General features: G+C 54.5%; 17 protein-coding genes, 1 other RNA gene and 4 pseudogenes. 14 read left to right on the top strand and 8 right to left on the bottom strand.

The features are described from left to right. Positions 1-93: 93 nt before the first annotated feature. A complete protein-coding gene (zapG, locus tag ACWWJF_RS12000) occupies positions 94-486 on the bottom strand; it encodes a Z-ring associated protein ZapG (RefSeq protein WP_455869562.1) in 393 nt (130 codons plus the stop codon). A 235-nt stretch (positions 487-721) separates the two neighbouring features. Between zapG and zapE the strand changes: the two genes are divergently transcribed. From zapE to ACWWJF_RS11970, 6 genes are all read left to right on the top strand, one after another. After that, positions 722-1,873, top strand: a complete 1,152-nt coding sequence (gene zapE / locus ACWWJF_RS11995; protein WP_455871056.1) for a cell division protein ZapE — start codon at positions 722-724, stop codon at positions 1,871-1,873. A 248-nt stretch (positions 1,874-2,121) separates the two neighbouring features. Further along, the gene (gene rplM / locus ACWWJF_RS11990) at positions 2,122-2,550 is read left to right on the top strand and encodes a 50S ribosomal protein L13 (RefSeq protein WP_196908474.1); all 429 of its coding nucleotides are present in this window, start codon (positions 2,122-2,124) and stop codon (positions 2,548-2,550) included. A gap of 15 nt (positions 2,551-2,565) precedes the next feature. Further along, positions 2,566-2,958, top strand: a complete 393-nt coding sequence (gene rpsI / locus ACWWJF_RS11985; RefSeq protein ID WP_455869561.1) for a 30S ribosomal protein S9 — start codon at positions 2,566-2,568, stop codon at positions 2,956-2,958. Positions 2,959-3,312: 354 nt separating this feature from the next. Beyond that, positions 3,313-3,954 (top strand): stringent starvation protein SspA, encoded by a 642-nt coding sequence (gene sspA, locus ACWWJF_RS11980; protein WP_455871055.1) that lies wholly within the window; start codon positions 3,313-3,315, stop codon positions 3,952-3,954. Positions 3,955-3,960: 6 nt separating this feature from the next. Further along, on the top strand, positions 3,961-4,458 hold the full coding sequence (sspB, locus tag ACWWJF_RS11975) for a ClpXP protease specificity-enhancing factor (protein ID WP_455869560.1): 498 nt from the start codon (positions 3,961-3,963) through the stop codon (positions 4,456-4,458). 44 nt (positions 4,459-4,502) lie between these two features. Then, entirely contained in the window at positions 4,503-4,970 is a 468-nt protein-coding gene (locus ACWWJF_RS11970; protein ID WP_455869559.1) for a GFA family protein, read from the top strand. Positions 4,971-5,034: 64 nt separating this feature from the next. Here the strand turns inward: ACWWJF_RS11970 and ACWWJF_RS11965 are convergent, their stop codons facing one another. Together ACWWJF_RS11965 and gltB are read right to left on the bottom strand one after the other, a co-directional pair. Further along, positions 5,035-6,453 (bottom strand): glutamate synthase small subunit, encoded by a 1,419-nt coding sequence (locus ACWWJF_RS11965; protein ID WP_455869558.1) that lies wholly within the window; start codon positions 6,451-6,453, stop codon positions 5,035-5,037. 9 nt (positions 6,454-6,462) lie between these two features. Beyond that, positions 6,463-10,923, bottom strand: a complete 4,461-nt coding sequence (gene gltB / locus ACWWJF_RS11960) for a glutamate synthase large subunit (protein ID WP_455869557.1) — start codon at positions 10,921-10,923, stop codon at positions 6,463-6,465. Between the two features lie 675 nt (positions 10,924-11,598). Between gltB and ACWWJF_RS11955 the strand changes: the two are divergent. The 5 genes and pseudogenes from ACWWJF_RS11955 to ACWWJF_RS11935 all read left to right on the top strand — a co-directional run. Further along, positions 11,599-12,524: pseudogene (locus ACWWJF_RS11955) on the top strand (TIGR01212 family radical SAM protein). 85 nt (positions 12,525-12,609) lie between these two features. Beyond that, positions 12,610-14,958: an aerobic respiration two-component sensor histidine kinase ArcB gene (arcB, locus tag ACWWJF_RS11950; protein ID WP_455869556.1), complete on the top strand. Its 2,349-nt coding sequence runs from the start codon at positions 12,610-12,612 to the stop codon at positions 14,956-14,958. 338 nt (positions 14,959-15,296) lie between these two features. Next, positions 15,297-15,947, top strand: a complete 651-nt coding sequence (elbB, locus tag ACWWJF_RS11945) for an isoprenoid biosynthesis glyoxalase ElbB (protein ID WP_455871054.1) — start codon at positions 15,297-15,299, stop codon at positions 15,945-15,947. Beyond that, positions 15,947-16,681, top strand: a complete 735-nt coding sequence (gene mtgA / locus ACWWJF_RS11940) for a monofunctional biosynthetic peptidoglycan transglycosylase (protein WP_455869555.1) — start codon at positions 15,947-15,949, stop codon at positions 16,679-16,681. The genes elbB and mtgA overlap by 1 nt, the downstream gene beginning before the upstream one ends. Before the next feature lie 127 nt (positions 16,682-16,808). Further along, positions 16,809-17,451: pseudogene (locus tag ACWWJF_RS11935) on the top strand (alginate lyase family protein); the annotation flags it as partial. Between the two features lie 286 nt (positions 17,452-17,737). Here the strand turns inward: ACWWJF_RS11935 and ACWWJF_RS11930 are convergent. Next, positions 17,738-18,946: pseudogene (locus tag ACWWJF_RS11930) on the bottom strand (IS256 family transposase). 86 nt (positions 18,947-19,032) lie between these two features. On the opposite strand from ACWWJF_RS11930, the pseudogene ACWWJF_RS11925 reads away from it, so the two are divergent. Further along, positions 19,033-19,551, top strand: a pseudogene (locus tag ACWWJF_RS11925) (alginate lyase family protein). Between the two features lie 61 nt (positions 19,552-19,612). Here the strand turns inward: ACWWJF_RS11925 and dolP are convergent. The 4 genes from dolP to ACWWJF_RS11905 all read right to left on the bottom strand — a co-directional run bounded on the left by dolP (position 19,613) and on the right by ACWWJF_RS11905 (position 23,194). Further along, positions 19,613-20,185 (bottom strand): division/outer membrane stress-associated lipid-binding lipoprotein, encoded by a 573-nt coding sequence (gene dolP, locus ACWWJF_RS11920; RefSeq protein WP_455869554.1) that lies wholly within the window; start codon positions 20,183-20,185, stop codon positions 19,613-19,615. An 11-nt stretch (positions 20,186-20,196) separates the two neighbouring features. After that, entirely contained in the window at positions 20,197-20,787 is a 591-nt protein-coding gene (diaA, locus tag ACWWJF_RS11915; RefSeq protein WP_455869553.1) for a DnaA initiator-associating protein DiaA, read from the bottom strand. Positions 20,788-20,867: 80 nt separating this feature from the next. Further along, positions 20,868-21,221, bottom strand: a complete 354-nt coding sequence (locus ACWWJF_RS11910) for a YraN family protein (protein WP_196908548.1) — start codon at positions 21,219-21,221, stop codon at positions 20,868-20,870. Then, positions 21,218-23,194, bottom strand: a complete 1,977-nt coding sequence (locus tag ACWWJF_RS11905) for a penicillin-binding protein activator (RefSeq protein ID WP_455869552.1) — start codon at positions 23,192-23,194, stop codon at positions 21,218-21,220. Before ACWWJF_RS11905 ends, ACWWJF_RS11910 begins: the two co-directional genes overlap by 4 nt. A 62-nt stretch (positions 23,195-23,256) precedes the next feature. Here ACWWJF_RS11905 and rsmI point away from each other — a divergent pair, with 62 nt between their 5' ends. Continuing rightward, positions 23,257-24,144 (top strand): 16S rRNA (cytidine(1402)-2'-O)-methyltransferase, encoded by an 888-nt coding sequence (rsmI, locus tag ACWWJF_RS11900; protein ID WP_455869551.1) that lies wholly within the window; start codon positions 23,257-23,259, stop codon positions 24,142-24,144. Between the two features lie 25 nt (positions 24,145-24,169). Beyond that, positions 24,170-24,548: RNase P RNA component class A (rnpB, locus tag ACWWJF_RS11895), an RNA gene on the top strand. Positions 24,549-24,901: the final 353 nt, after the last annotated feature.

Genomic DNA, 24,901 nt, shown 5'->3' with positions numbered 1-24,901 from the left:
GGAATGTAACTATCGTCAAACTGCGCAGGGAAGGGATAATGGAGATGTAGGCTGCGTGAAGGAGCTTGCCCTTCACGCAGTGGTGCGCGGGGGTTATTTGCGCAGCGGGCGCTCACCGCTCAGCAGTCCGGACGCGCCGTCTGAATAATCGCGCGGCGGCATGCCTACGGGGGCCTGATCGTTGTCTGCTTCCGCCTCGGTTAACGGGTTATCCTGCATCGGCAAATCTGGCAGCAGGTTGCTAGAGCTTTTAGCCATATGCTGGTACAACTGACGGTAATCCTTTGCCATGTTGTCCAACAACTCGGCGCTATGGGCAAAATGGCACACCAACTCCTGACGATAGGTCTCCAGTTCTGTTTTGCTCTTTTCCAACTCGCTTTGCAGCGCTTGTTGTTGCCGCAGTTTAGAGTTGCCAAAGCGCATGGCGACAGCACCGATGATGATGCCGACAACTAATCCTATTAGCGCATACTCCCAAGTCATAAAGACACCTCTTTCGACGTCGTTGTCCCGTAGGTTTTTTTCACTTCATAATAGCCACTATAACCGTTAACGCCGCCCGAGTGGAGTCCCGAAACGCGACGCTGTAAGGTAATTGGGATCTATTTCAGGTGATATCATGGAAAAATGCGACGATCGCGGAGCGAATCGCCGTTAACGGGCGATAAAACACGACTAACTTTTTTTCGGAAAATGACGGATGAAGGGAGAACCCGAGATGATACAACCGACAACGCTGCCGCTTGCTGGGCCACTGGCGCACTATCAGCAGGCAGTGGCGACGGGCGAGTATCAGCCTGATGAGGTACAACTGCAAACGGTAACCGCGCTGCATGACATTTATCAGGCCTTGCAAGCGCGCGAAGCATCGCAGACGACTCCCGCATCCGATGGCCGTTTTACCCGCTGGCGGCACTGGCTGGGGCTGGCGGATAAACCGTCGGTGGCACCGGTGCAGGGGCTTTATATGTGGGGCGGGGTTGGGCGCGGCAAAACCTGGCTGATGGATCTGTTTTTCCAGAGTCTACCCACAGAGCGTAAGCTGCGGTTGCATTTCCATCGCTTTATGCTGCGCGTGCACGAAGAACTGAACCAGCTACAGGGGCAACCGAACCCGCTGGAGCAGGTGGCCGATGGGTTCAAGGCGCAGGCTGATGTACTCTGTTTTGATGAGTTTTTCGTTACGGATATCACCGATGCCATGCTGCTGGCGGAACTGTTACGTGCGTTGTTTGCCCGTGGCGTCACGCTGGTGGCCACCTCCAATATTCCTCCGGATAACCTCTATCGCAACGGCCTGCAACGCAGTCGTTTTTTGCCAGCTATCGATCTGATCAAGCAGTATTGCGAGGTGCGCAATGTTGATGCCGGTATCGATTATCGCCTGCGCACGCTAACGCAGGCGCATCTCTATCTGACGCCGCTGTCGCAGGAAGCCGATGCTGAGATGCGTCAGATGTTCTCGCGCTTGTCTGGCCGGGCATTCTCTACGCCAGGACCAGTGCTGGAGATCAACCATCGACCGATGCCGACGCTCAGTGCGGGCGATGGGGTACTGGCCATCGATTTTGCCACGCTGTGTCTCGATGCGCGCAGTCAGAATGACTATATTGCGCTATCGCGCCTCTACCACACGGTACTGCTGCACAATGTGACGGTGATGGGGAGCAAAGAGGAGAATGCGGCGCGCCGCTTTCTGGCATTGGTGGATGAGTTTTATGAGCGGCGGGTCAAACTGGTGATCGCGGCACAAACCTCGATGTTCGCGCTGTATCAAGGTGAGCACCTGAAATTCGAATACCAGCGCTGCCTGTCGCGGTTGCAAGAGATGCAAAGTGAAGAATATTTGAGCCAGCCGCACCTTGCCTGAACGGATAACGGGGAATTTATTGCGCTTTGATGGAAAAGAGGTCGATCTTTGTTATCGACTTCTCTATAATATTTCGACCCCACTTTACAACAACGTTTTTTTCCCGAAACGTTAATCGCGCCGGCATTGCTATTCGAAGGGGTAGGTTTGCTGGACTAGATGCCGTGTGAACCTCGACACTTTATTTCTGAATTTATTGAAGCGTTTGGGTGTTCACCAACGTGTAACTTAAATTGGGTAAGCTTTTAATGAAAACTTTTACAGCTAAACCAGAAACCGTCAAACGCGACTGGTATGTTGTTGACGCGACCGGTAAAACTCTGGGCCGCCTGGCTACTGAACTGGCTCGCCGTCTGCGCGGTAAGCATAAAGCGGAATACACCCCGCACGTCGATACCGGTGATTACATCATCGTTCTGAACGCTGACAAAGTTGCTGTAACCGGCAACAAGCGTAACGACAAGATTTACTATCACCACACCGGCCACATCGGTGGTATCAAGCAAGCGACCTTTGAAGAGATGATTGCCCGCCGTCCTGAGCGTGTGATTGAAATCGCGGTTAAAGGCATGCTGCCGAAGGGCCCGCTGGGTCGTGCTATGTACCGTAAACTGAAAGTTTACGCAGGTAACGAGCACAACCACGCGGCACAGCAACCGCAAGTTCTGGACATTTAATCGGGATTATAGGCAATGGCTGAAAATCAATACTACGGCACTGGTCGCCGCAAAAGCTCCGCCGCTCGCGTGTTCATCAAACCGGGCAACGGCAATATCGTTATCAACCAGCGCAGCCTGGAACAGTACTTCGGTCGCGAAACTGCCCGCATGGTAGTTCGTCAACCGCTGAAACTGGTCGACATGGTTGGCAAACTGGATCTGTACATCACCGTTAAAGGTGGTGGTATTTCCGGTCAAGCGGGTGCCATTCGTCATGGTATCACCCGTGCGCTGATGGAGTACGATGAGTCTCTGCGTTCTGAACTGCGTAAAGCGGGCTTCGTTACCCGTGACGCACGTGAAGTTGAACGTAAGAAAGTCGGTCTGCGTAAAGCACGTCGCCGTCCTCAGTACTCCAAACGTTAATTTCTGGCGTTTATCGCTGCAAATCAACGCAAAAAACCCGGTGCTTGCATCGGTTTTTTTTGTCTTGCATTCGTCTCATCGGGCTAATTCTGCCCGTATTTCATCTCTTCAGATAAAAAAATAATCCTGCTTTTCTGAGGGTTAGTAATGAAATTGCGCTTCTTTCACCATAGAACGCACAAAATCTGGTAAACTATTTGTCGATTTTGTGCCTGTATGCCAGCCGGCAATTTTCCCGAATGTTGATGCCGCCAGACGTTTTTCTTGTGGACAATCACGTACAGTGATTCCGGGCTATGCAGGATAGCGCCGTTTAGTTATTAGTCGTATTTCTCGATAAACTTGGAGGTTTTCATGGCTGTCGCTGCCAACAAACGTTCGGTGATGACGCTGTTTTCTGGTCAGTCCGACATTTTTAGCCATCAGGTTCGCATTGTCTTGGCGGAAAAGGGCGTGAGTGTCGAGATTGAGCTGGTGGATATGGATAACCTGCCACAGGATCTTATTGACCTAAATCCCTATGGCTCCGTGCCGACGTTGGTCGATCGCGAACTGACGCTGTATGAATCTCGTATCATCATGGAGTACCTGGATGAGCGTTTCCCTCATCCTCCGTTGATGCCGGTTTACCCGGTGGCGCGCGGTACCAGCCGCCTGATGATACACCGCATTGAATCTGATTGGTATTCTCTCTTGAAAAAAATCATGCAGGGGAATGCACAAGAAGCGGATGCGGCGCGTAAACAACTGCGTGAAGAGTTGCTGGCCGTTGCACCTGTGTTCAATGAAGCGCCTTATTTCATGAGCGAAGAGTTCAGCCTGGTCGATTGCTATCTGGCACCGCTGCTGTGGCGTTTGCCGTTGCTGGGCATCGAATTGACGGGGGCAGGGGCGAAAGAGCTGAAAGGTTATATGACGCGCGTCTTCGAGCGTGATGCTTTCCTGGCATCCCTGACCGAAGCCGAGCGTGAAATCCGTTTGCACACCCGAGGTTAAACCTGTATGGCGTTGTCTCAACTGTCTCCGCGCCGTCCGTATCTGTTGCGGGCTTTTTATGATTGGCTGCTGGATAATCAATTAACGCCGCATCTGGTGGTTGATGTATCGCTGCCGGGCGTAATGGTGCCAATGGAATTCGCCCGTGATGGGCAGATAGTACTGAATATCGCACAGCGTGCGGTAGGTGGCCTGGAGTTGGCTGATGACAGCGTGCGTTTTAACGCCCGCTTTGGGGGCGTACCGCGTCAGGTTTATGTCCCGATGGCCGCTGTGCTGGCTATTTACGCCCGTGAAAACGGCGCTGGCACCATGTTTGAGCCTGAGCCCGCCTATGAGCTGGATAACCTTACGGATGCGCAGGGTGAGGCATTGACGCCGGGTGTGGTGATGTCGGTTGTGGATAACGAGCAACAAGACAGGGTGACGGAGACTAACCCGCCTGATGATGATCCACCACCGGCGCCGCGCGGTGGGCGACCATCGTTACGTGTGGTGAAATAATCACATTCACAGAAAAGGGGCAACCGTCGGTATGCCCTTTTTTTATGGCAACAGCATTGATAAAAATCGATAACCGTTTGCGGCAGGAGGGCGTGATGAAAATGACCAAAGGCCAGTGCTTATGCGGCGCAGTCACCATCGAAGTACCGGAAGCGTGTGTGCATGACGTCAGCGTGTGTCATTGCAACATGTGTCGTCAGTGGGGCGGCGGACCGCTGTTGGCGGTTGAGTGCAAACACGATGTGACACTGCGTGGTGAAGAGAACGTCACCCATTACCGCTCGTCAGAATGTGCCGAGCGTACGTTCTGCCGAATCTGCGGCACCCATCTCTATTACCTGCTGCTAGAAACGCAAACCTATGAACTGTCTGCGGGGATATTCCCAGACGATCGCAAACGGTTGGTGAGTCAGATTTATATTGAAAGCAAACCGGATTTTTATGATTTTGCCCAGCAAACGCCGATGCTGACAGAGCAGGACATCCTCGATCAGTTCAATAGCAATAGCTAAATCATCCGCATAGTGCGCACAAGAAAAAGGCGGCTTGCGCCGCCTTGATGGATGGCGTTGCCGATTACACTTCCAGATAGTTCATGATGCCATCCGCGGCCTTGCGGCCTTCGGCAATGGCGGTCACCACCAGATCGGAACCGCGCACCGCATCGCCACCGGCGAAGATTTTCGGATTGCTGGTCTGGAACGCGCTCTCGCTCTGCTCAGGGGCCACGATGCGCCCTTGGCTGTCCAGATCCACGCCGTGTTTCGCCAACCAGTCCATCTTGTGCGGACGGAAACCAAACGCCATGATCACGGCGTCTGCTTCCAGCACATGCTCGGAGCCTTCGACGATTTCAGGACGACGGCGGCCATTGGCATCAGGCGCACCCAGTTCAGTACGTGCCATTCTTACGCCGCAGGCTTTACCGGCACCGTTGATTTCGATGCTGAGCGGTTGCAGGTTGAACAGAAATTCCACGCCCTCTTCGCGCGCATTTTTCACTTCGCGCTTGGAGCCGGGCATGTTGACTTCATCACGACGGTAGGCACAGGTCACGTGGGTTGCACCGTGGCGCACCGAGGTACGCACGCAGTCCATCGCGGTATCACCGCCACCCAACACCACCACGCGCTTGCCGCTCATGTCGGTATAGGGTTCATCCGGCGTAGTTTCAAAGCCCATAAGTTGCTTGGTGTTGGCAATCAGGAACGGCAGTGCGTCGTACACGTCCGGCGCGTCCTCGTTTTCCAATCCGCCACGCATGGACTGATAGGTGCCGACACCCAGGAATACCGCGTCGTAATTGGCGAGCAGGGTCTCCAGCGCAATGTCTTTGCCAATCTCGGTGTTGAGTTGGAACTCAATGCCCATCTCACTGAAGATTTCACGGCGTTTGATCATCACCTCTTTCTCCAGCTTGAAGGCCGGAATCCCGAAGGTCAGCAAACCGCCAATTTCCGGATGACGATCGAACACCATCGCCTGCACACCGCTGCGTGCCAACACATCGGCACACGCCAACCCTGCCGGGCCCGCGCCCACAATGGCAACCCGCTTGCCGGTGGGTTTCACGTGAGACAGGTTGGGTTTCCAGCCCATTTCGATCGCTTTGTCATTGATGTAGCGTTCGATATTGCCGATGGTAACTGCGCCAAACTCCGCATTAAGCGTGCAGGAACCTTCACACAGTCTGTCTTGCGGGCAAACGCGTCCACACACTTCCGGCAGACTGTTGGTCTGGTGCGACAGCTCAGCCGCTTCGATAATGCGCCCTTCGTTTGCCAGTTTCAGCCAGTTGGGAATGTAGTTGTGTACCGGGCACTTCCATTCGCAATAGGGGTTACCGCAGGCCAGGCAGCGGTCTGCCTGCGCCTTGGACTGGCTTTCGGAAAAGGGTTCGTAGATTTCCACGAACTCGATTTTGCGAATCTTTAACGGCTTTTTCGGCGGATCAACACGCTGTAAGTCGATAAATTGATAAACGTTCTGACTCATAATGCCCTCTTACTGCGCCTGAACCCGCAATTCGACTGCGGAACGACTACGATGCCCTAATAATGCCTTCACATCACTCGACTTGGGTTTCACCAGCGCGAAACGCGACGCCCAGGGCGGCCAGTTGGCGAGGATCTCTTCGCCGCGCTGGGAACCGGTGTGCTGCACGTGCTCGGTGATCAGGCCGCGTAAGTGCTCTTCGTGAATCGCCAGATCGTCGACCGACAGCACTTCCACTAGCTCAGGGTTGACGCGCTTACGGAACTCACCGTCTTCATCCAGTACGTAGGCGAAACCGCCGGTCATGCCTGCGCCAAAGTTAACGCCGGTGCGGCCCAATACGCAGACGATACCGCCCGTCATGTACTCACAGCCGTTGTCGCCGATGCCTTCCACCACGGTGATGGCACCGGAGTTACGCACGCCGAAACGTTCGCCCGCCCGGCCTGCGGCAAACAGCTTGCCGCCAGTCGCGCCGTACAGGCAGGTGTTGCCGATAATGCTCGCTTCATGACTGCGGAACGCGGAGCCAACCGGTGGACGCACGGAGATGCAGCCGCCAGCCATGCCTTTGCCCACATAGTCATTGGCGTCGCCGGTCAACGTCAGTTCCACGCCGCCTGCGTTCCATACGCCGAAGCTTTGTCCGGCAGTGCCAGAGAAGTTGGCTTTGATCGGGTCGCTTGCCAGCCCTTGATCGCCGTGCTGAGCGGCAATAGCACCGGATAGCGTTGCACCGACGGAACGGTCAGTGTTGCGGATATCAAAGTAGAGCGCTTTGCTCTGTTTCGCTGCGATGTGCGGTTGTGCCTGAGACAGCAGCGCCTTGTTCAACAGCCCATCATCAAACGGCGGGTTGCTCTCGGTGCAGTACAACGCTTTGCCCGGTTGCGGCTGCGCGGTTTGCAGCAGCGCAGAGAGATCCAGTTTGTTCTGTTTGGCTGTGAAGCCATCCAGTTCCACCAGTAGATCGGTACGGCCAATCAAATCAACCAGTTGACTAACACCCAGCTCCGCCATCAGCTGACGGGTTTCCTGCGCAATAAAGTTGAAGTAATTGATCACACGCTCAGGCAGACCGTGGTAGTGATCGCGGCGCAGCTTGTCATCCTGCGTGGCGACGCCGGTAGCACAGTTGTTCAGGTGGCAAATACGCAGGTATTTACAGCCGAGTGCTACCATTGGGCCGGTACCGAAGCCGAAGCTTTCTGCGCCCAGAATCGCCGCTTTGATGATATCAACGCCGGTTTTCAGACCGCCGTCCACTTGCAGACGGATTTTGTGGCGTAACCCGTTAGCCACCAGCGCCTGCTGGGTTTCCACCAGCCCCAGTTCCCACGGGCAGCCAGCATATTTCACTGAGCTGAGCGGGCTGGCACCGGTGCCGCCGTCATAACCGGCGATGGTGATCAGGTCGGCGTAAGCTTTGGCTACGCCAGTCGCAATGGTGCCCACGCCCGGTTCAGAAACCAGCTTGACCGAAATCATCGCTTTCGGATTGACCTGCTTCAGGTCGAAAATCAACTGAGCTAAGTCTTCGATAGAGTAAATATCGTGGTGCGGCGGCGGTGAAATCAACGTTACGCCCGGCACGGAGTAGCGCAATCTGGCGATGTACGGTGTCACTTTATCGCCCGGCAACTGACCGCCTTCTCCGGGTTTGGCCCCCTGTGCCACTTTAATCTGAATTACGTCAGCGTTGACCAGATAAGCAGGGGTAACACCGAAACGACCAGAGGCCACCTGCTTGATACGTGAGACTTTATTAGTGCCGTAACGCGCCGGATCTTCACCACCCTCACCGGAGTTGGAGTTACCGCCAATGGTGTTCATGGCTTCCGCCAGAGACTCATGGGCTTCGGGGCTCAGCGCACCGATAGACATGGCGGCGGTGTCAAAGCGCTTAAACAGCTCGCTGGCCGGTTCTACGTCGTCAACCGGAATGGCTACGCCTTCCTGCGGTTTGATGGCTAACAGGTCACGCAGCGTCGCCACCGGGCGTTCGTTGACGTGTTTGGCATATTCCAGGTAGTCGCTGTACTCGCCGCTTTTCACAGCTTGTTGCAGGCTGTTAACCACATCCGGGTTATAGGCGTGGTATTCGCCGTCGTAAACGAATTTCAGCAGGCCACCCTCTTCCAGCATTTTGCGCTTCAACCAGGCGCGTTTTGCCAGATTTTGCAGGTCTTGCTCGAAATCGCCGAAGTTGGCACCACCAATACGGCTCACTACCCCGTGGAAGCAGAGCGCTGATAGCTCTTTGTGCAGGCCCACGGCTTCGAACAGCTTGGAGCAACGGTACGAGGCGATCGTTGAGATGCCCATTTTGGACATGATCTTGTACAGGCCTTTGTTGATACCGTTGCGGTAGTTGAGCATTACCGTGCGGTAAGGCTTCTCGATGGTGTGGTTGTCCACCAGTCGAGCCAGTGACTCATACGCCAGATACGGATAGATAGCCGTAGCGCCGAAGCCTAGTAGCACGGCGAAATGATGCGGATCGCGGGCGCTGGCAGTTTCAACAATCAGGTTGGCATCGCAGCGCAGGCTCTTTTCCACCAGACGGTGCTGAATGGCACCCACCGCCATTGGCGCCGGAACCGGTAAACGGTGCTCTCTGATGGCACGGTCGGAAAGCACCAGCAACACGGCACCTTCACGCACTTTGCGCTCGGCTTCTTCACACAGCGCCTCAACGGTTTGCTGCAATGACTTCTCGCGCGGATCAAAGGTCAGATCCAACGTTTCAGCTCGGTAGTGCTGCTGGTCTTGGGTGAGCAACTGAGTAAAGTCGGAGTACAACAGGATTGGCGATTTGAAACTCAAACGGTGCGCCTGACCTTCGGCTTCACAAAATACGTTCATTTCGCGGCCAATACAGGTTGCCAGCGACATTACGTGCGCTTCACGCAGCGGGTCGATCGGCGGGTTGGTCACCTGCGCAAACTGCTGACGGAAGTAGTCGTAAATGATGCGCGGACGATTGGAGAGCACGGCAAACGGGGTGTCATCACCCATTGAGCCTGTCGCTTCCTGGCCGTTTTCGCCCAGTACGCGCACAATCTGGTCCAGCTCTTCGCTGCTGTAGCCGAACTGCTTCTGGTAGGTTTCCAGCAGGCTGTCATCCAGCTTACGGCTGCCAACCTGATCGTCTGGCAGCTCTTCAAACGGCACCAGCCGTTTGACATTGCGTTCCATCCACTCTTTGTACGGGTGGCGGCCTTTGAGGTCGTTGTCTGTTTCGTTGGAGTGCAGAATGCGGCCTTCGAGGGTATCGATAACCATCAATTCGCCGGGGCCAACGCGACCTTTCTCCACCACTTCGTCCGGCTGATAATCCCAAATCCCCACTTCGGAGGTGCAGGTGATCAGTTTGTCTTTGGTGATGACGTAGCGCGCCGGGCGCAGGCCGTTACGGTCGAGGTTACAGGCCGCATAGCGACCATCGGACATGACGATACCGGCCGGTCCGTCCCACGGCTCCATGTGCATGGAGTTAAAGTCAAAGAACGAACGCAGTTCCGGATCCATGTCCGGGTTGTTCTGCCAGGCGGGCGGCACCAGTAAACGCATGGCGCGCACGATATCCATCCCGCCGCTCAGGAACAGCTCCAGCATGTTATCCAGAGAGCTGGAGTCAGAGCCTGTTTCGTTAACGAACGGTGCGGCATCTTGCAGATCGGGGATCAGCGGTGTTTTAAATTTGTAGGTACGCGCACGCGCCCATTGACGGTTACCGGCAATGGTATTGATTTCGCCATTGTGCGCCAGATAGCGGAACGGCTGGGCCAGCGGCCAGCGTGGCACGGTGTTGGTGGAGAAGCGTTGGTGGAACAGGCAGATGGCCGATTCCAGACGCAAATCCGCCAGGTCCAGGTAAAAGCGCGGCAAATCCGCCGGCATACACAGACCTTTATAGATGTTGATCAGGTTGGAGAAGCTACAAACGTAGAACTCTTTATCCTGAATGCGCTTTTCAATACGGCGGCGCGCCATAAACAGGCGACGCTCCATATCGCGCGGCGACCATCCCGCAGGAGCATTGACAAAAATCTGTTCGATGCGCGGCAGTGAGGAGAGGGCAATTTCACCAAGTACGTCTGGGTTGGTGGGCACTTCACGCCATCCCAGTACGGACAAGGTTTCATTTTGCAGCTCTTCTTCCACAATGCGACGTGCCGCGCGGGCCAGATCCTGGTCCTGATTGAGGAACATCATGCCCACGGCGTAATTCTTCGCCAACCGCCAGCCGTGCCCTTCGGCCACCAGTCGGTAGAAACGATCGGGTTTTTGTAATAACAAGCCGCAGCCGTCGCCGGTCTTGCCGTCAGCAAGGATCGCGCCACGGTGCTGCATACGGGCCAGTGCGTGAATCGCAGTACGCACGACCTTGTGGCTCGGTTCACCTTCTATATGGGCGATCAATCCGAAACCACAGTTGTCTCTCTCTTGGGATGCATCGTACAACATATCTCAGTGAACCTCCCCAGGCTCTGTGTGACTCTCACAACCTACTTCGTTCGGCACCGTGGCGTTGAACGGTGGCGGATGACGGGGTCGCGCATCCTGCCGTTCTCTTCTTCGGCCTCTCGTGACGGTCTTACAAGTGGACTATGACTTGCTTTAAGAGGGAGTCTTTCTTTTCTAACTGCATAAATATGACGAGTCGCGGACTCGTCGGGAAAGCTTCCAGCGGACTTCCAAATTAGCGAGAAAGCCAGTTCAGGTCAAATATCAATGCAAAATGTGCGATTAAGGGATGGTTTTTAGTTATGACTATGAAAATAAATGATTTTTTTGAAAAAATCTCCGTTGAGCTACACCTTGATGGCCGAATGAAGTGTGAGCTGTATCACTATGCAAAAGCGTGAACATCTCGTCACCCTGCTGCGTTATCTCTACGTTATAGAATATTCTGCTGTGGATATCCACTTTTATATTTAATGAAACTCTTTTTAAGTAACGCTTCATCTTTTCATGACGCGCGCGTAAGGGATTAGAAACTTTAATCAGTGTAGATGTGAGTTTATTTTCACTAAAAGCGAATAAAAATGCATTTCATTGGGATGTGCGTGATTGATCGCGGTCATCGCGAACGCAGGAAGAGAAGGGGAGTCTGCTTTCCCTCAGGGGGTAGGTTAGAATATGCAATTGCAAAAATTAATCAATATGTTTGGCGGGGATTTGCAACGTCGTTATGGTGAAAAGATTCATAAACTGACGCTGCACGGCGGATTTAACTGCCCAAATCGGGATGGCACGCTCGGGCGGGGCGGTTGCACATTCTGCAATGTGGCCTCCTTTGCCGATGAAGCCATGCAACGCCAAAGTATTGCCGAACAGCTCAACACGCAGGCGGGCAAGGTCAATCGCGCCAAACGTTATCTGGCCTATTTTCAGGCTTATACCAGTACCTATGGCGAAGTGCAGATGCTGGACCGGCTTTATAAGGAGGCGTTGCAACAAGCCGAGATCGTTGGCCTGTGCGTGGGTACGCGCCCCGATTGTGTGCCGGACAGCGTGCTGGATCTGTTGGCGGGTTACCATGCGCAAGGCTATGAGGTGTGGCTGGAACTGGGGCTACAGAGTGCCTGGGATAAAACTCTGCATCGCATCAATCGCGGTCACGATTTTGCCTGCTATCAGGAAACGGTGCAGCGTGCGCATCAGCGCGGTTTACGCGTGTGCTGCCACCTGATTGTCGGATTGCCGGGCGAGCGTGCCGAGCACTGCATGACGACGTTGCAACGCGTGGTGGATACCGGCGTTGAAGGCATCAAGCTTCACCCTCTGCATATCGTTGACGGTAGCATTATGGCTAAGGCGTGGCGCGCCGGGCGGTTGAGCTAATTACCGCTGGATACCTACGTCGCCACGGCCGGCGAGATGATTCGCCATACGCCACCAGAGGTCGTGTTCCATCGTATTTCTGCCAGCGGCCGACGCTGCTGGCACCGTTATGGTGCGAAAACCGCTGGACCGGGATGGTGGAACTGGATTTATATCTTCAGGCTCATGGGGTGCAGGGCTCTGCGCTCGGCCAACCATATCAACCGGTTATCTTAGGGTAATGTTAGCGTGTTGTGCTGATTGTCTCACCGCATCGTGCTGAGTTTTACGTTATGATGGCGCGGTGGGTATCCAAGGAAATTCTCTATGAAGCAGATCCGGTTGTTGGCGCAGTACTACGTCGATTTGATGGTAAAGCTCGGGCTGGTGCGTTTTTCACTGTTGCTGGCCTCGGTGCTGGTGCTGCTGGCGATGGCCGTGCAGATGGCAGTCACGCTGCTGCTGACCGGCAAGGTCGAAGACATCGATGTCGTTCGCTCCGTATTTTTTGGCCTGTTAATCACCCCCTGGGCGGTCTATTTCCTCTCCGTGGTGGTGGATCAGTTGGAGGAGTCGCGCCAACGTCTGGCTAAGTTGGTGGCGAAGCTGGAGGAGATGCGCCTGCGCGACCAGACGCTGAACGATCAGCTAAAGGGCAATATTGCCCAGCTCAATCAGGAGATTGCTGATCGCGAAAAAGCAGAAGAGGCGCGCCTGATGATGCTGAGCAAGCTCAAAGAGGAAATTGCCGGGCGCGAACAGGCGCAGGTGGAACTGGAGCAACAATCAGCGCTGTTACGATCGTTTCTGGATGCCTCGCCGGACCTGGTTTACTACCGCAATGAAAATAAAGAGTTTTCCGGCTGTAACCGCGCCATGGAACTGCTGCTGGGTCGCAGCCAGAAACAGCTGGTGGGTCTGACGCCGAAAGACGTTTACACCCCCGATGTGGCGGAAAAAGTGATGGAAACGGATGAAAAAGTGTTCCGTCACAACGTGTCACTCACCTATGAACAGTGGCTGGTCTATCCTGACGGGCGCAAAGCTTGTTTTGAACTGCGCAAGGTGCCTTTCTACGACCGAATGGGCAAGCGACACGGGCTGATGGGGTTTGGGCGCGATATAACTGAGCGTAAGCGCTATCAGGACGCGTTAGAGAACGCCAGTAGGGAGAAGACCACCTTCATCTCAACGATCAGCCATGAGCTTCGTACGCCGCTTAATGGCATTGTGGGCCTCAGTCGCATCCTGCTCGATACTCACCTGGATGAGGAACAAGAAAAATACCTCAAAACCCTGCATGTCAGCGCCATCACGCTGGGCAATATCTTTAATGACGTGATCGAGATGGACAAACAGGAGCGCCGCAAGGTGCAACTGGATAATCAGCCTATTGATTTTATTGGTTTCCTGGCGGATTTGGAAAATCTGGGCGGTTTGCTGGCGCAGCCGAAGGGGTTGCAACTGGTCGTTGAACAGCATCCGCCGTTGCCACAGCGGGTGATTACCGATGGTACGCGTCTGCGCCAGATTCTGTGGAACCTGCTCAGTAACGCGGTGAAATTTAATCAAAAAGGGAACATTGTGGTGCGTGTCTGGCACGACGCGGGCGATCAGCTGCGCTTTGATGTCGAAGACTCCGGCATGGGCATTCCCGAAGATGAGTTGGAGAAAATCTTCGCCATGTACTATCAGGTAAAAGACAAACATGGCGGTAAACCGGCAACCGGTACTGGCATCGGCTTGGCGGTTTCCAAGCGTCTGGCGCAGAACATGGGCGGTGATATTCATGTCACCAGCACGCAGGGCAAAGGTTCTTGCTTTACGCTGACCGTTACCGCCCCGGCGTTGGAAGATGAGGTGATTGTCGGCGGAGAGGATGAGTTACCGTTACCCGCGCTCAACGTGCTGCTGGTGGAGGACATCGAGCTAAATGTGGTGGTAGCGCGTTCGGTGCTGGAGAAACTGGGCAGCAGCGTGGAAGTGGCGATGACCGGACAGGAAGCGCTGACGATGTTCGATCCGGACGAATTCGATCTGGTGCTGCTGGATATCCAACTGCCGGACATGACCGGGCTGGATGTGGCGCGTGAGCTGCGCAAAAAATATGCCGGACAAAACGTGCCGCCGCTGATTGCTTTAACGGCTAACGTACTGCGCGATAAAAAAGAATATCTCGATGCGGGTATGGACGATGTGCTTAGCAAACCGCTGGCGGTACCTGCATTAACCGCTGTTATTAAACAGTATTGGGACTATCAGGATGAGCCTGAGCAAGCCACCGCCGATGTGTCGGAGCATGAACCGGTTCGAGAAGCGTTGCTTGATATTCCCATGTTGCAACAATATCTGGATTTGGTTGGACCGTCGCTGATCCATCAGAGCGTGGCGATGTTTGAGCAGATGATGCCCGGTTATCTTGCCGTGCTGGATTCCAATATGACAGCGCGCGATCAGAAAGGCATCGCGGAAGAAGGGCACAAAATCAAAGGTGCCGCCGGTTCCGTTGGGTTGCGCCATCTACAGCAGGTGGCGCAGCAAATCCAGACCACGACGCTGCCCGCCTGGTGGGACAACGTGCAGGAGTGGATTGACGAACTGAAACACGACTGGCAGCACGATATTGACGTATTGAAAGCCTGGGTGGCTGAACAGGAAAAACGCGCCCGCAAATAGCGGGTGCACGCCAACGCGGTGCGATAAATCGCGGTGTGGACATCGTGAGGGAGAGGAAAAGGATTTTCAGGGGCCTAAAAAAAAATTACCCCGACCGAGGTCGGGGTGCGCGAATTATGCGCCAACACCAGGGAAACTATGCACCTGCTTGATAATTATCAGCAGTTTCGGTTAGCAGGTGCGAGTATTCGCAACGTCGTAAGGTGACGAACCGCTCAAGCAACAAAATAGCAAATGCAGAAATCTTTGTTACAAGAATCATTAAAATGTGTGATGTAGATTAGTGTTTGTCAATCAAAAAATCAATTAGTTGATGTAATGAAATGAAGGAAAATATGATGAAACGAGTCGGCATCGTTCTGAGCGGTTGCGGCGTCTATGATGGCGCCGAAATTCACGAAGCAGTGCTGACGCTGCTTGCCGTCGATCGTGCGGGGGCTCAGGCGGTATGCTTTGCGCCAGATAAGCCGCAATTACATGTGGTTAATCATCTGACGGGTGAAGTAACTGGTGAGAATCGCAATATTTTAGTCGAGTCCGCGCGTATCACCCGTGGCAACATCCAGCCACTGTCTCAGGCGGATGCCAGCCAATTGGACGCATTAATTGTTCCCGGCGGTTTTGGTGCGGCGAAGAATCTTAGTGATTTCGCGACAGAAGGCGCGGCGTGCCAGGTTGATGAATCACTGGCGTTACTCACGCAAGAAATTTATAAGCAGAACAAACCAATTGGTTTTATTTGCATCGCTCCGGCACTGTTGCCAAAACTGCTGGGGGAATCGGTGAGAGTTACAATTGGAAATGATATCGATACCGCAGAATGTATAGAAGAAATGGGTGGTACGCACATTGTTTGCCCGGTGGATGATATTGTGGTCGATGCGCAGCACAAAGTGGTGACTACACCGACTTACATGCTGGCGAACTCCATTAGCGAGGCGGCCAAAGGTATCGATAAGCTGGTTGAACGTGTTTTGGGCTTTGCCTAATGAGAGGGTGGTGCAAAAAACGCGGTGTGATCCCTGGGATAAAACGCTGGGTAATTCGCGGCGTCCTCTCGTTGCTTGGCCTGTGGCTGGTGGGGATTTTTCTATTCGCGTTTTTGCCGGTTCCGTTTTCTGCCGTGATGGCGGAGCGGCAGGTGAGCGCCTGGCTGAACGGTGATTTTTCTTACGTTGCGCGCTCGACGTGGGTGCCAATGGATGAGATTGCGGCCGTGATGGTGTTGGCGGTGATTGCCGCAGAAGATCAGAAATTCCCGGAGCATGCCGGGTTTGATATGGAGGCCATCCGGGCTGCGCTGGCGCACAATGAGCGTGACGGTGCGCGGGTGCGCGGTGGCTCGACGCTCACGCAGCAAATGGTGAAAAACCTGTTTCTGTGGGATGGGCGAAGCTGGTTGCGTAAAGGGCTGGAAGCAGGTATCACAGTGGGGGTTGAACTGGTCTGGACCAAACGGCGGATTTTGACGGTCTACCTGAATATTGTGGAGTTCGGTCCGGGGATTTTCGGCGTACAGCAGGCGGCACAGCACTTCTTCAACAAGCCCGCCAGCCGCTTGACAACTGGTGAAGCAGCGCTGTTGGCGGCAGTGTTGCCGAACTCGATTCGCTTTCGGGTTAATGCACCGTCACGCTATGTGAGCCAACGCCAGCAGTGGATATTGCGTCAAATGTCCCAGATAGGGGGCGAAGCGTTTTTACGGACTAACGGACTGCGTTGAAGGCTGGCTTGCCCTGTGCCGTTCGTGCGTTTGACTATCGTTGAAAGGGGAAGTTATGCGAGTGGTGATGTTTAACAGGCTGGCACGCGTGTGTGCGCTGATGCTGTGGGTTATTGGCGGTGTCGTCATGCAGGCACAGGCGCAGGAACGTCACGACGATCCTTACGCGTTTCTGCAACAGTCGGTGCTGACGACGGTCAAGCAGCAACTGCGGCAGGGCACTGAGAAACCGCAAACGCGACTCGCTTACACCGAACTGATCGCTCAGGCAGAAAAAGCGCTTAACAAACCCAACCCGAGCGTGACGGAAAAGGGGATGACGCCCCCCAGTGGCTCTAAACACGATTATATGAGCCTCAGCGTCTACTGGTGGCCCGATAGCAACAAATTTAATGGATTGCCTTGGGTACGCCGTGACGGCGTTATAAACCCTGTCAGCAAGTGATGACATCGACGGCGTTCGCTTGAAAGATTTTACCGATCAGGTGTACACGCTGACGTTAGCCTGGTACTTCTCCGATAACGCCGCCTATGCCGATAAAGCGATTTCGCTGATTCGAACCTGGTTTATCGACCCTGAAACCCGCATGAATCCCAACCTTGATTTTGCTCAGGGCGTGCCAGGCATTGCGCCAGGACGCGGGGCAGGCGTGCTCGACGGACGCTACTTCTCCACTCGCATTGTGGATGCGCTGATTATGCTGCGTGACTACGAAGGATGGAAAAAAGAGGATGATGCGCAGATGCGTGAATGGATGACGGCCTATCTGGGGTCATATCGTTATACACATCTTTCTAACGCACTGTTTAATCAATGAGTTACGGGTTTATTTCAGAGTGGCATTTTGAACCTCAAAAAGCCAATGGGATGGCTTGAATGCCTTAATTCACGGGGTTCTGAGCATCCTGTTCAAAAAATGGCCAAAAGATGTGTATAACGATATGATCTGGGGTGGTTGCAGACCAGCAAGCTGGCGAAGCGGGAATCGGAAGCGAAGAACAACCACGGTAGCTGGTACGTCGGACCCTGTACATGATTCTGTGTAAATGCCTTTCTCAGTAGTGACCGTCCAGGCGATCACCGAACTCGATAATAAAACGGCTCATTGCCATACGCCAGTCCCGCAGTGGCATCGTCCATTTCTGTTAGGCCGACTGGATTGCCAGCCACACCACCTTTTTCACTGCGTCGTCAGTCGGGAACACCTTGCGTTTTTTAATCGCATGCCGGATCACACTGTTCAGCGACTCGATGGCGTTGGTTGTGTCGATGACTTTGCGGATATCTGCCGGGTAAGCGAAGAACGTTGCCAGATTGCTCCAGTTCGTCTGCCAGCTCCGGCTTATCTGTGGATAGCGGCTGTCCCATGCGCTGGCGAATGCTTCCAGCCCCTGCTGGCCTGCTTCTTCCGTAGCGGCCTGATAGATGGCTTTCAGGTCGCGTGTAACGGCTTTGTAGTCCTTCCAAGAGACGAACCTCAGGCTGTTGCGTACCATGTGCACGATGCACAGCTGGATGCGGGCTTCCGGATACACCGCGTTGATGGCGTCCGGGAAGCCTTTCAGACCGTCGACACAGGCGATGAGGATATCGTTCAGGCCGCGGTTTTTTAGTTCTGTCAGGACATTGAGCCAGAACTTCGCGCCCTCGTTTTCGGCCAGCCACATACCCAGCAGTTCTTTCTGGCCCTCGATGTTGATATCCAGTGCCAGGAACACGGATTTATTGATGACGCGACTGTCCTGCCGGACCTTCAGGATGATACAGTCAAGGTAAACAATGGGATAGACTGCATCCAGTGGACGATTTTGCCATTCAGTAACCTGTTCCATCACGGCGTCGGTGACCTTCGAGACCAGCGCCGGTGAGACATCCGCGTCATACAGCTCGTTGAACGCAGACGCTATCTCGCGGGTGGTCATCCCTCTGGCGTACAGGGACAGGATTTGGTTATCCATCCCGGTGATCCGGGTCTGGTTTTTCTTCACCAGTTGTGGTTCGAAGGAGCCATCACGATCGCGCGGAGTACGTAGTTCCAGAGGGCCATCGCCGGTGGTCACGGTGTTTGTGGAATAGCCGTTGCGGGAGTTGGCCCCCGGTTTGGGCTGATTTTTATCATAGCCCAGATGGTGGGACATTTCGGCGTTGAGAGCAGCCTCAACGCTGATTTTCTTCAGCAGGCGATCGAATTGGCTGAGATCGCCAGGGGTTTTGAGATTTTTGGCCAGTTCGTTAGCCAGAGCCTGCAACTGTTTTTCGTCCATAAATTAACCTGTTTTTGATGTTGGATTGAACATATCAAAATCAGGCAATTACACAAATTTATGTACAGGGTCGGTACGCCGCTCAGGTGGCCGGTATTGCCTGGTATCTCGATAAGAAAGATGTGGTCTCTGCGATGGCCGCGCTACAGCGTACCAAACTGAATCACCAGATTCAGGATGACGGCGCGCAGCAGTAAGAGCTTTCTCGTACCCGTTCCTTCCACTACAGCTATTTCAACCTGCAAGCCATTACCAACATGGCGATATTGGCAGACAAGGTAGGCGAAGATCTGTGGCGTTATTGCACGCCGCAGGGCAGCGGTATCGCTAACGCCTTTAATTTCCTGGCCCCTTATCTGGACAAAGATAACCGTTGGCCTTACAAATCGTTTGATCAGAAAAGCGCACGATTAATTCCCCTGATGCTGCGGGTAGACGAGGACAAGGGCAATACGCGTTACCGTAATCACATTGAAAAAGCAGGATTTTCCACCTTCCTGTCCGGTATGACCCGTGACAAGCAGGATGTTGGCGGCGAAATTGGTCAAGAGACGCGCCGCGACGTTTGGTTGCTCTCTTCGCTGGCCAGTGCGCCTGGCGCGTAATTCGGATGCTGGAAAATGAAAAAGGGTGCTGAGGCACCCTTTTTCTTGCTACGACGTGCGATTATTCCAGGAAGGTGAACGCCGTCGTCACGTGTTTCACACCACTCACTTTGCTGGCAATTTCAGCAGCGGAACGCCCTTCGCGCTGAGTGACCAGACCCAGCAGGAAGACTTCACCGTTCTCGGTCGTCACTTTCACGTTGGATGATTTTACCGTGTCGGTGGCAAGCAACTGGGAACGCACTTTGGTGGTGATCCAGGTATCCATTGAAGCGGTGCCCATAGATACCGGGGTGCCTTTGCGGATCTCGTTATAGACTTCCATCGCACCATCTACACCCATGGCTATCTGTTTCGCCCGACTGGCCAGGTCGGTGGTGGGGGCCTGACCGGTCAGTAACACCTTACCCTGATAGGCTGTCGCTACGATGCGTGCATCTTTGGATAACTGCTGATCTTTGCTGATAGCGTTAGAGACACGGACTTCCAATGTACCATCATCCACCTGCGTGCCTACCGTGCGTGGGTCGGTTACAGTCTTGGTGGCAACAGCACCGCCAACGGCAGCGACGCCAATACAACCTTGCAGCAACAGGGCGACAGACAGCACGGCAAATGCAGAACATATCCTCATGGGGGTGCTCCTTAATCGTTCTGGTGTGGGAAAAGGGAATTATCAATCAAATCGCACAGGCAATTAACGGTCAGCATGTGCATCTCCTGCACACGCGCACTGCGATGTGAAGGTATACGTATTTCAACATCCTGCGGGCCAAGCAGACCGGCCAGTTCCCCGCCATCGTAACCGGTCAGCGCGACAATCGTCATATCACGCGTCACCGCGGCTTCCACGGCTTTCACAATATCTCGGCTGTTGCCTCGGGTGGAGATCGCCAGCAAAATATCGCCCGCTTGCCCTAATGCACGCACCTGTTTTGCGTACACTTCTTCATGCAGACGATCGTTTGCTATCGCGGTTAAGACCACATTATCCGCATTTAGTGCAATCGCCGGTAAACTGGGGCGCGCCGCTTCGAATCGGTTGATCATGCTGGCGGCAAAATGCTGTGCGTTAGCGGCGGAAGTCCCATTGCCACAGCACAGGATTTTGTTACCGTTGAGTAATGAGTGCACCAGCGCAGTGGCTGCTCTGGCGATCGCATCGGGTAGGGCTTCCGCTGCGGCGATTTGTGTTTGAATACTTTCGGTGAAACAGACTTTTATTCTATCCAGCACGGTGCATTAACCTATTTTCCAAGCGATCCATTGAGCAATGCGATCTTTTCTCTGACAACGACACCGTCCAGATGCGGTGTTTACGCGCCAAAGGCGTTTGGCAACCAATCATAGTGTTCGCCGGTAATCGCCAGTATATCGAATCGGCAGCTTGTCGTGTCAAAACTCTGCTGTCGTTGCGCCAGCCACAGCGCAGCAGCATGCAATAACCGCTGTTGCTTGCGGGGCGTCACACTCTCCGCTGCCGAACCAAATTGCGCATTTTTGCGGTAACGTACCTCAACAAAGACCCAGGTGTGTCCATCCCGCATAATCAAATCCAGCTCACCGCCGCGACAATTCACGTTGGCGGCAACGAACGTCAGCCCGGCGTGGTGCTCCAGATAGCGCCGGGCGTGCTGCTCATAGTGCGTGCCTGTCGCTCGCCGATTCAGGGAACGGGCACCAACTGGCCCTGGCGATATTGCAGCCAGGTTAATTGGCGGTTGATAACGCAATCTGCGCTGGCCGTTAACGTGCCGGTTGCGCCAGTAATTTGCTGGCTGGACGACTGACGTAAATCGGCAAAGTGGTTCGCCAACGCCCAGGCATCCATCCCCATGGCATAGAGACGCACCAGTGAGTAGTCATTCTTGAACTGGCTAGCCACTTGTTGCATCAGCGCCGGGTTGCTGCCTGCCAGCAAGGGGATCTCACTGAACTGAAGGCCTTCCATTTCAAGACGGAAATCTGGCCCCAACCCGGCCTGGAAACTACGCGAACTGGCATATAATGCCGGGCGTGATTGCGAAGTGGTGCGCATATCGATCATCGGTTTAATCAACGCCAATTCATCCGGCGTCGCCAGAATGTAAACCGCATCGACATTGCCGCTGCCGCTGGTACTGACGGTGGGTTCAATCTGTGCAGGGATGGTTAACCCGCCGATGGTCGTGCCTGGCTGTGCCGCTGAGGACATCACATTGACTGGCTGACCGTTCAGACTCAACCCAGCACCGCTGTTGATGGCCTGTTTCAGCTCTGCCGTATTACCAAAGCGTTGTTGCAGCAGCGTATTACCGCCCTGACTTTGCCAAGCTTGGGCAAAGGCATTAATCACGCGATCGCCCAACGCGCCGCGTGGTACCAGCAGCAGCGGCTGTTGTTTGCCTTGGCGGTGAATAAATTGCGCCGCGTCGCGCGCTTCATCTTCCGGTGACAGGGCGAAAAAGCACATGTTGGGGGTGTTTTGCACATGCTCGGGCTGATTGAGCGCCAGAATGTTCACGGTGGTTTGCTGACTGGTGAGTTGTTCAACGTCGTTTTTCAGCAATGGTCCAACAATCAGTGATGCGCCATCCTTCTGCGCTTGTGCGACCAGATTAGCTACGGGCTGCGACGTGGTGTCGTAGACTTTCACAGACACGCCGCTGGCGGCTTCAGGAGCCGGTGACACGCTGGCTGGCGTGGCATACGGGGCACTGATTGACGTTACCGTTCCGTTGTCTGTTGCTGCGGAGGCCGTATCGGCAGGCGCGCTGTACGCCATGCTGGCCTGACCGCTTTTCGCCGCATTAAAGCCCAGTTGGATGGCATTGGCGAACACCTGTGCCTGATCGTTGAGCGGCAGCAGCAGGGCGATACTACTGCCGATACCACCACCGGCTACCGGCAATGCGGTTTGGCCTGATGCCAGCGGCGTTGGCAGCGTTTGTGCCACTGGGTGGCGCGGATAGCGCGTTTGCCAGTCGCTCAGCGCGGCTTTCAACTGGTCGTTCGACTCGCGGTTGTTCTGGTAGGTGGTGAGCAAATCCATCCATCCGGCCAGCACGTTCTCATTGGCGTTGATCAGCACACTACTAGCTGCCTGCGCAGACATCTGTGTCAGAGCAACCCAGGTCTGATCGATATTTTTTTGATGCTCATCGCCTTTGAGCTGCGGTTCTTGGGCGATATAGGCACGCAGCAAGTCAGCAGAAGGCTGGCCTTGATGTGCGTTGATCTGCGCCTGATAGTAACGTGCTTGTTGATCCGCGGAGAGTGCACTGACGTCCAGCCCTTGCAGTGCGGCGGTTGTGCCGTTGCTGTCGTTGTTGGCGGCGGCAATTTCCGCTTTTAGCAGTTGCTGCTCACGCTGTTGCGGTTGTGCCAACTGCGTAGGCAATGCGTTGAACTGTTCGGTTGCCTGAGGGAGCTTTCCTTCCTGAATCAGGGCACGAATCGCAAGTAATTGCCAGCCAGCCTTGTTATTATCTCGGCTTTGCTCCATTTGTTGCAGGTAGTAGTAAGAGGAAGCTCCGGCCTGACCTTGAACATCAGGTGAAGGCGGCTGTGGCGCCTGGCCTGGACACCCTGCAAGAAGCAGCGCCGCGAATAACACAGACGCGATACGCCCTGTTTGCGAACGGACGAAATGATTGGGAAGCATACTGTATCCAGTGGTTTTTTTATAAAGATGCTCAATATTAAATCGGCAACCCGGATGAAACAATGAATCATGAACAACAAGCAGACATTTCTGCATCCACGCTTTACATTGTGCCAACACCGATTGGCAATCTGGGCGACATCACAGAACGTGCACTGAGCGTACTGCGCGGGGTGGATGTGGTTGCCGCAGAGGATACGCGCCATACCGGCCTGTTATTGCAACATTTTGCCATCAGTGCACGCTTATTTGCACTGCACGATCACAACGAACAGCAAAAGGCCGATCATCTGCTGGCCAAGCTTCAACAGGGACAATCCATTGCGCTGGTGTCTGATGCGGGGACGCCGCTGATTAACGATCCCGGTTACCATCTGGTGCGCCGCTGTCGTGAAGCGGGCGTGCGCGTGGTGCCATTGCCGGGGCCGTGCGCGGCGATCACGGCGCTGTCGGCGGCGGGCATTGCTTCTGATCGTTTTTGTTACGAAGGGTTTCTGCCCGCCAAAACCAAAGCGCGTCAGGACCGTTTACTGCAACTGTCTGAAGAGACACGCACGCTGATTTTCTACGAATCCACCCACCGCTTGATTGACAGCCTGGCCGATATAGCAACGGTACTGGGGGAAGCGCGTTATGTGGTGCTGGCGCGCGAGCTGACCAAAACCTGGGAGTCGATTCAGGGGGCCCCAGTGGGTGAGCTGTTGGCCTGGGTGCAAGAAGACGAAAATCGCCGCAAGGGTGAGATGGTACTGATTGTAGAAGGTTTCCAACCGGATGAGAGCGAGCTGTCAGCGGAAGCGCTGCGTACCCTGGCGCTGCTACGCGCTGAATTGCCGTTGAAAAAGGCGGCGTCGCTGGCGGCGGAAATCCACGGCGTGAAAAAGAACGCGCTGTATCGCCATGCGTTGGCGCAAAATGAGGCGGATGACGACGCAGAGGATGACAATTGAGACTAATTCGCCTATCATTCGCGCCGAAGTTGACCAGACAGTCGCCGCTTCATGGTTGTCCCTTTCGGGGGATACGCGTGGAGGGGAGGAAAGTCCGGGCTCCATAGGGCAGGGTGCCAGGTAACTCCTGGGAGGGTAAAACCTACGACCAGTGCAACAGAAAGCAAACCGCCGATGGCCCACGCAAGTGGGATCAGGTAAGGGTGAAAGGGTGCGGTAAGAGCGCACCGCGCGGCGGGTAACCGTTCGCGGCACTGTAAACTCCACCCGGAGCAAGGCCAAATAGGGGTTCACATGGTACGGCCCGTACTGAACCCGGGTAGGCTGCTTGAGCCAGTGCGTGAGTGCTGGCCTAGATGAATGACTGTCCACGACAGAACCCGGCTTATCGGTCGACTTCACCTTTTAAAAAACCCCGCTTCGGCGGGGTTTTTGCGTTCAGAACGCCGCTTTGGTGCATAAATCTAAAGGGGGATTTTGGCGTCTGCAGTGAACGTTTCGTGCGCATTAACCCACGTGGTTATTTGCACCGTACAGCGCACGTGCCCGACACGGGACGCTCAATCGCCGCTCACCCTGTGGCCTCGTATTCCCTAGCGCTTCGACAGATGTTTGCGCGCAAGAGCTTGTACCTAAATGCATGGCTGCCTGAGTGCTTATCTATCTCTTAGCTCAACGGGATAAAAATTAACCTTGAGGCGGGGCTTGGGGTCCGTTAACCTTTGCTGCGACAAACTTCTAGTCTCACCGGAGCACA

The sequence above is a fragment of the Symbiopectobacterium sp. Eva_TO genome, from assembly GCF_053848865.1.
Note: the sequence above shows the minus strand (reverse complement) of the source record. Positions and strands in the feature narration are given on the sequence as shown.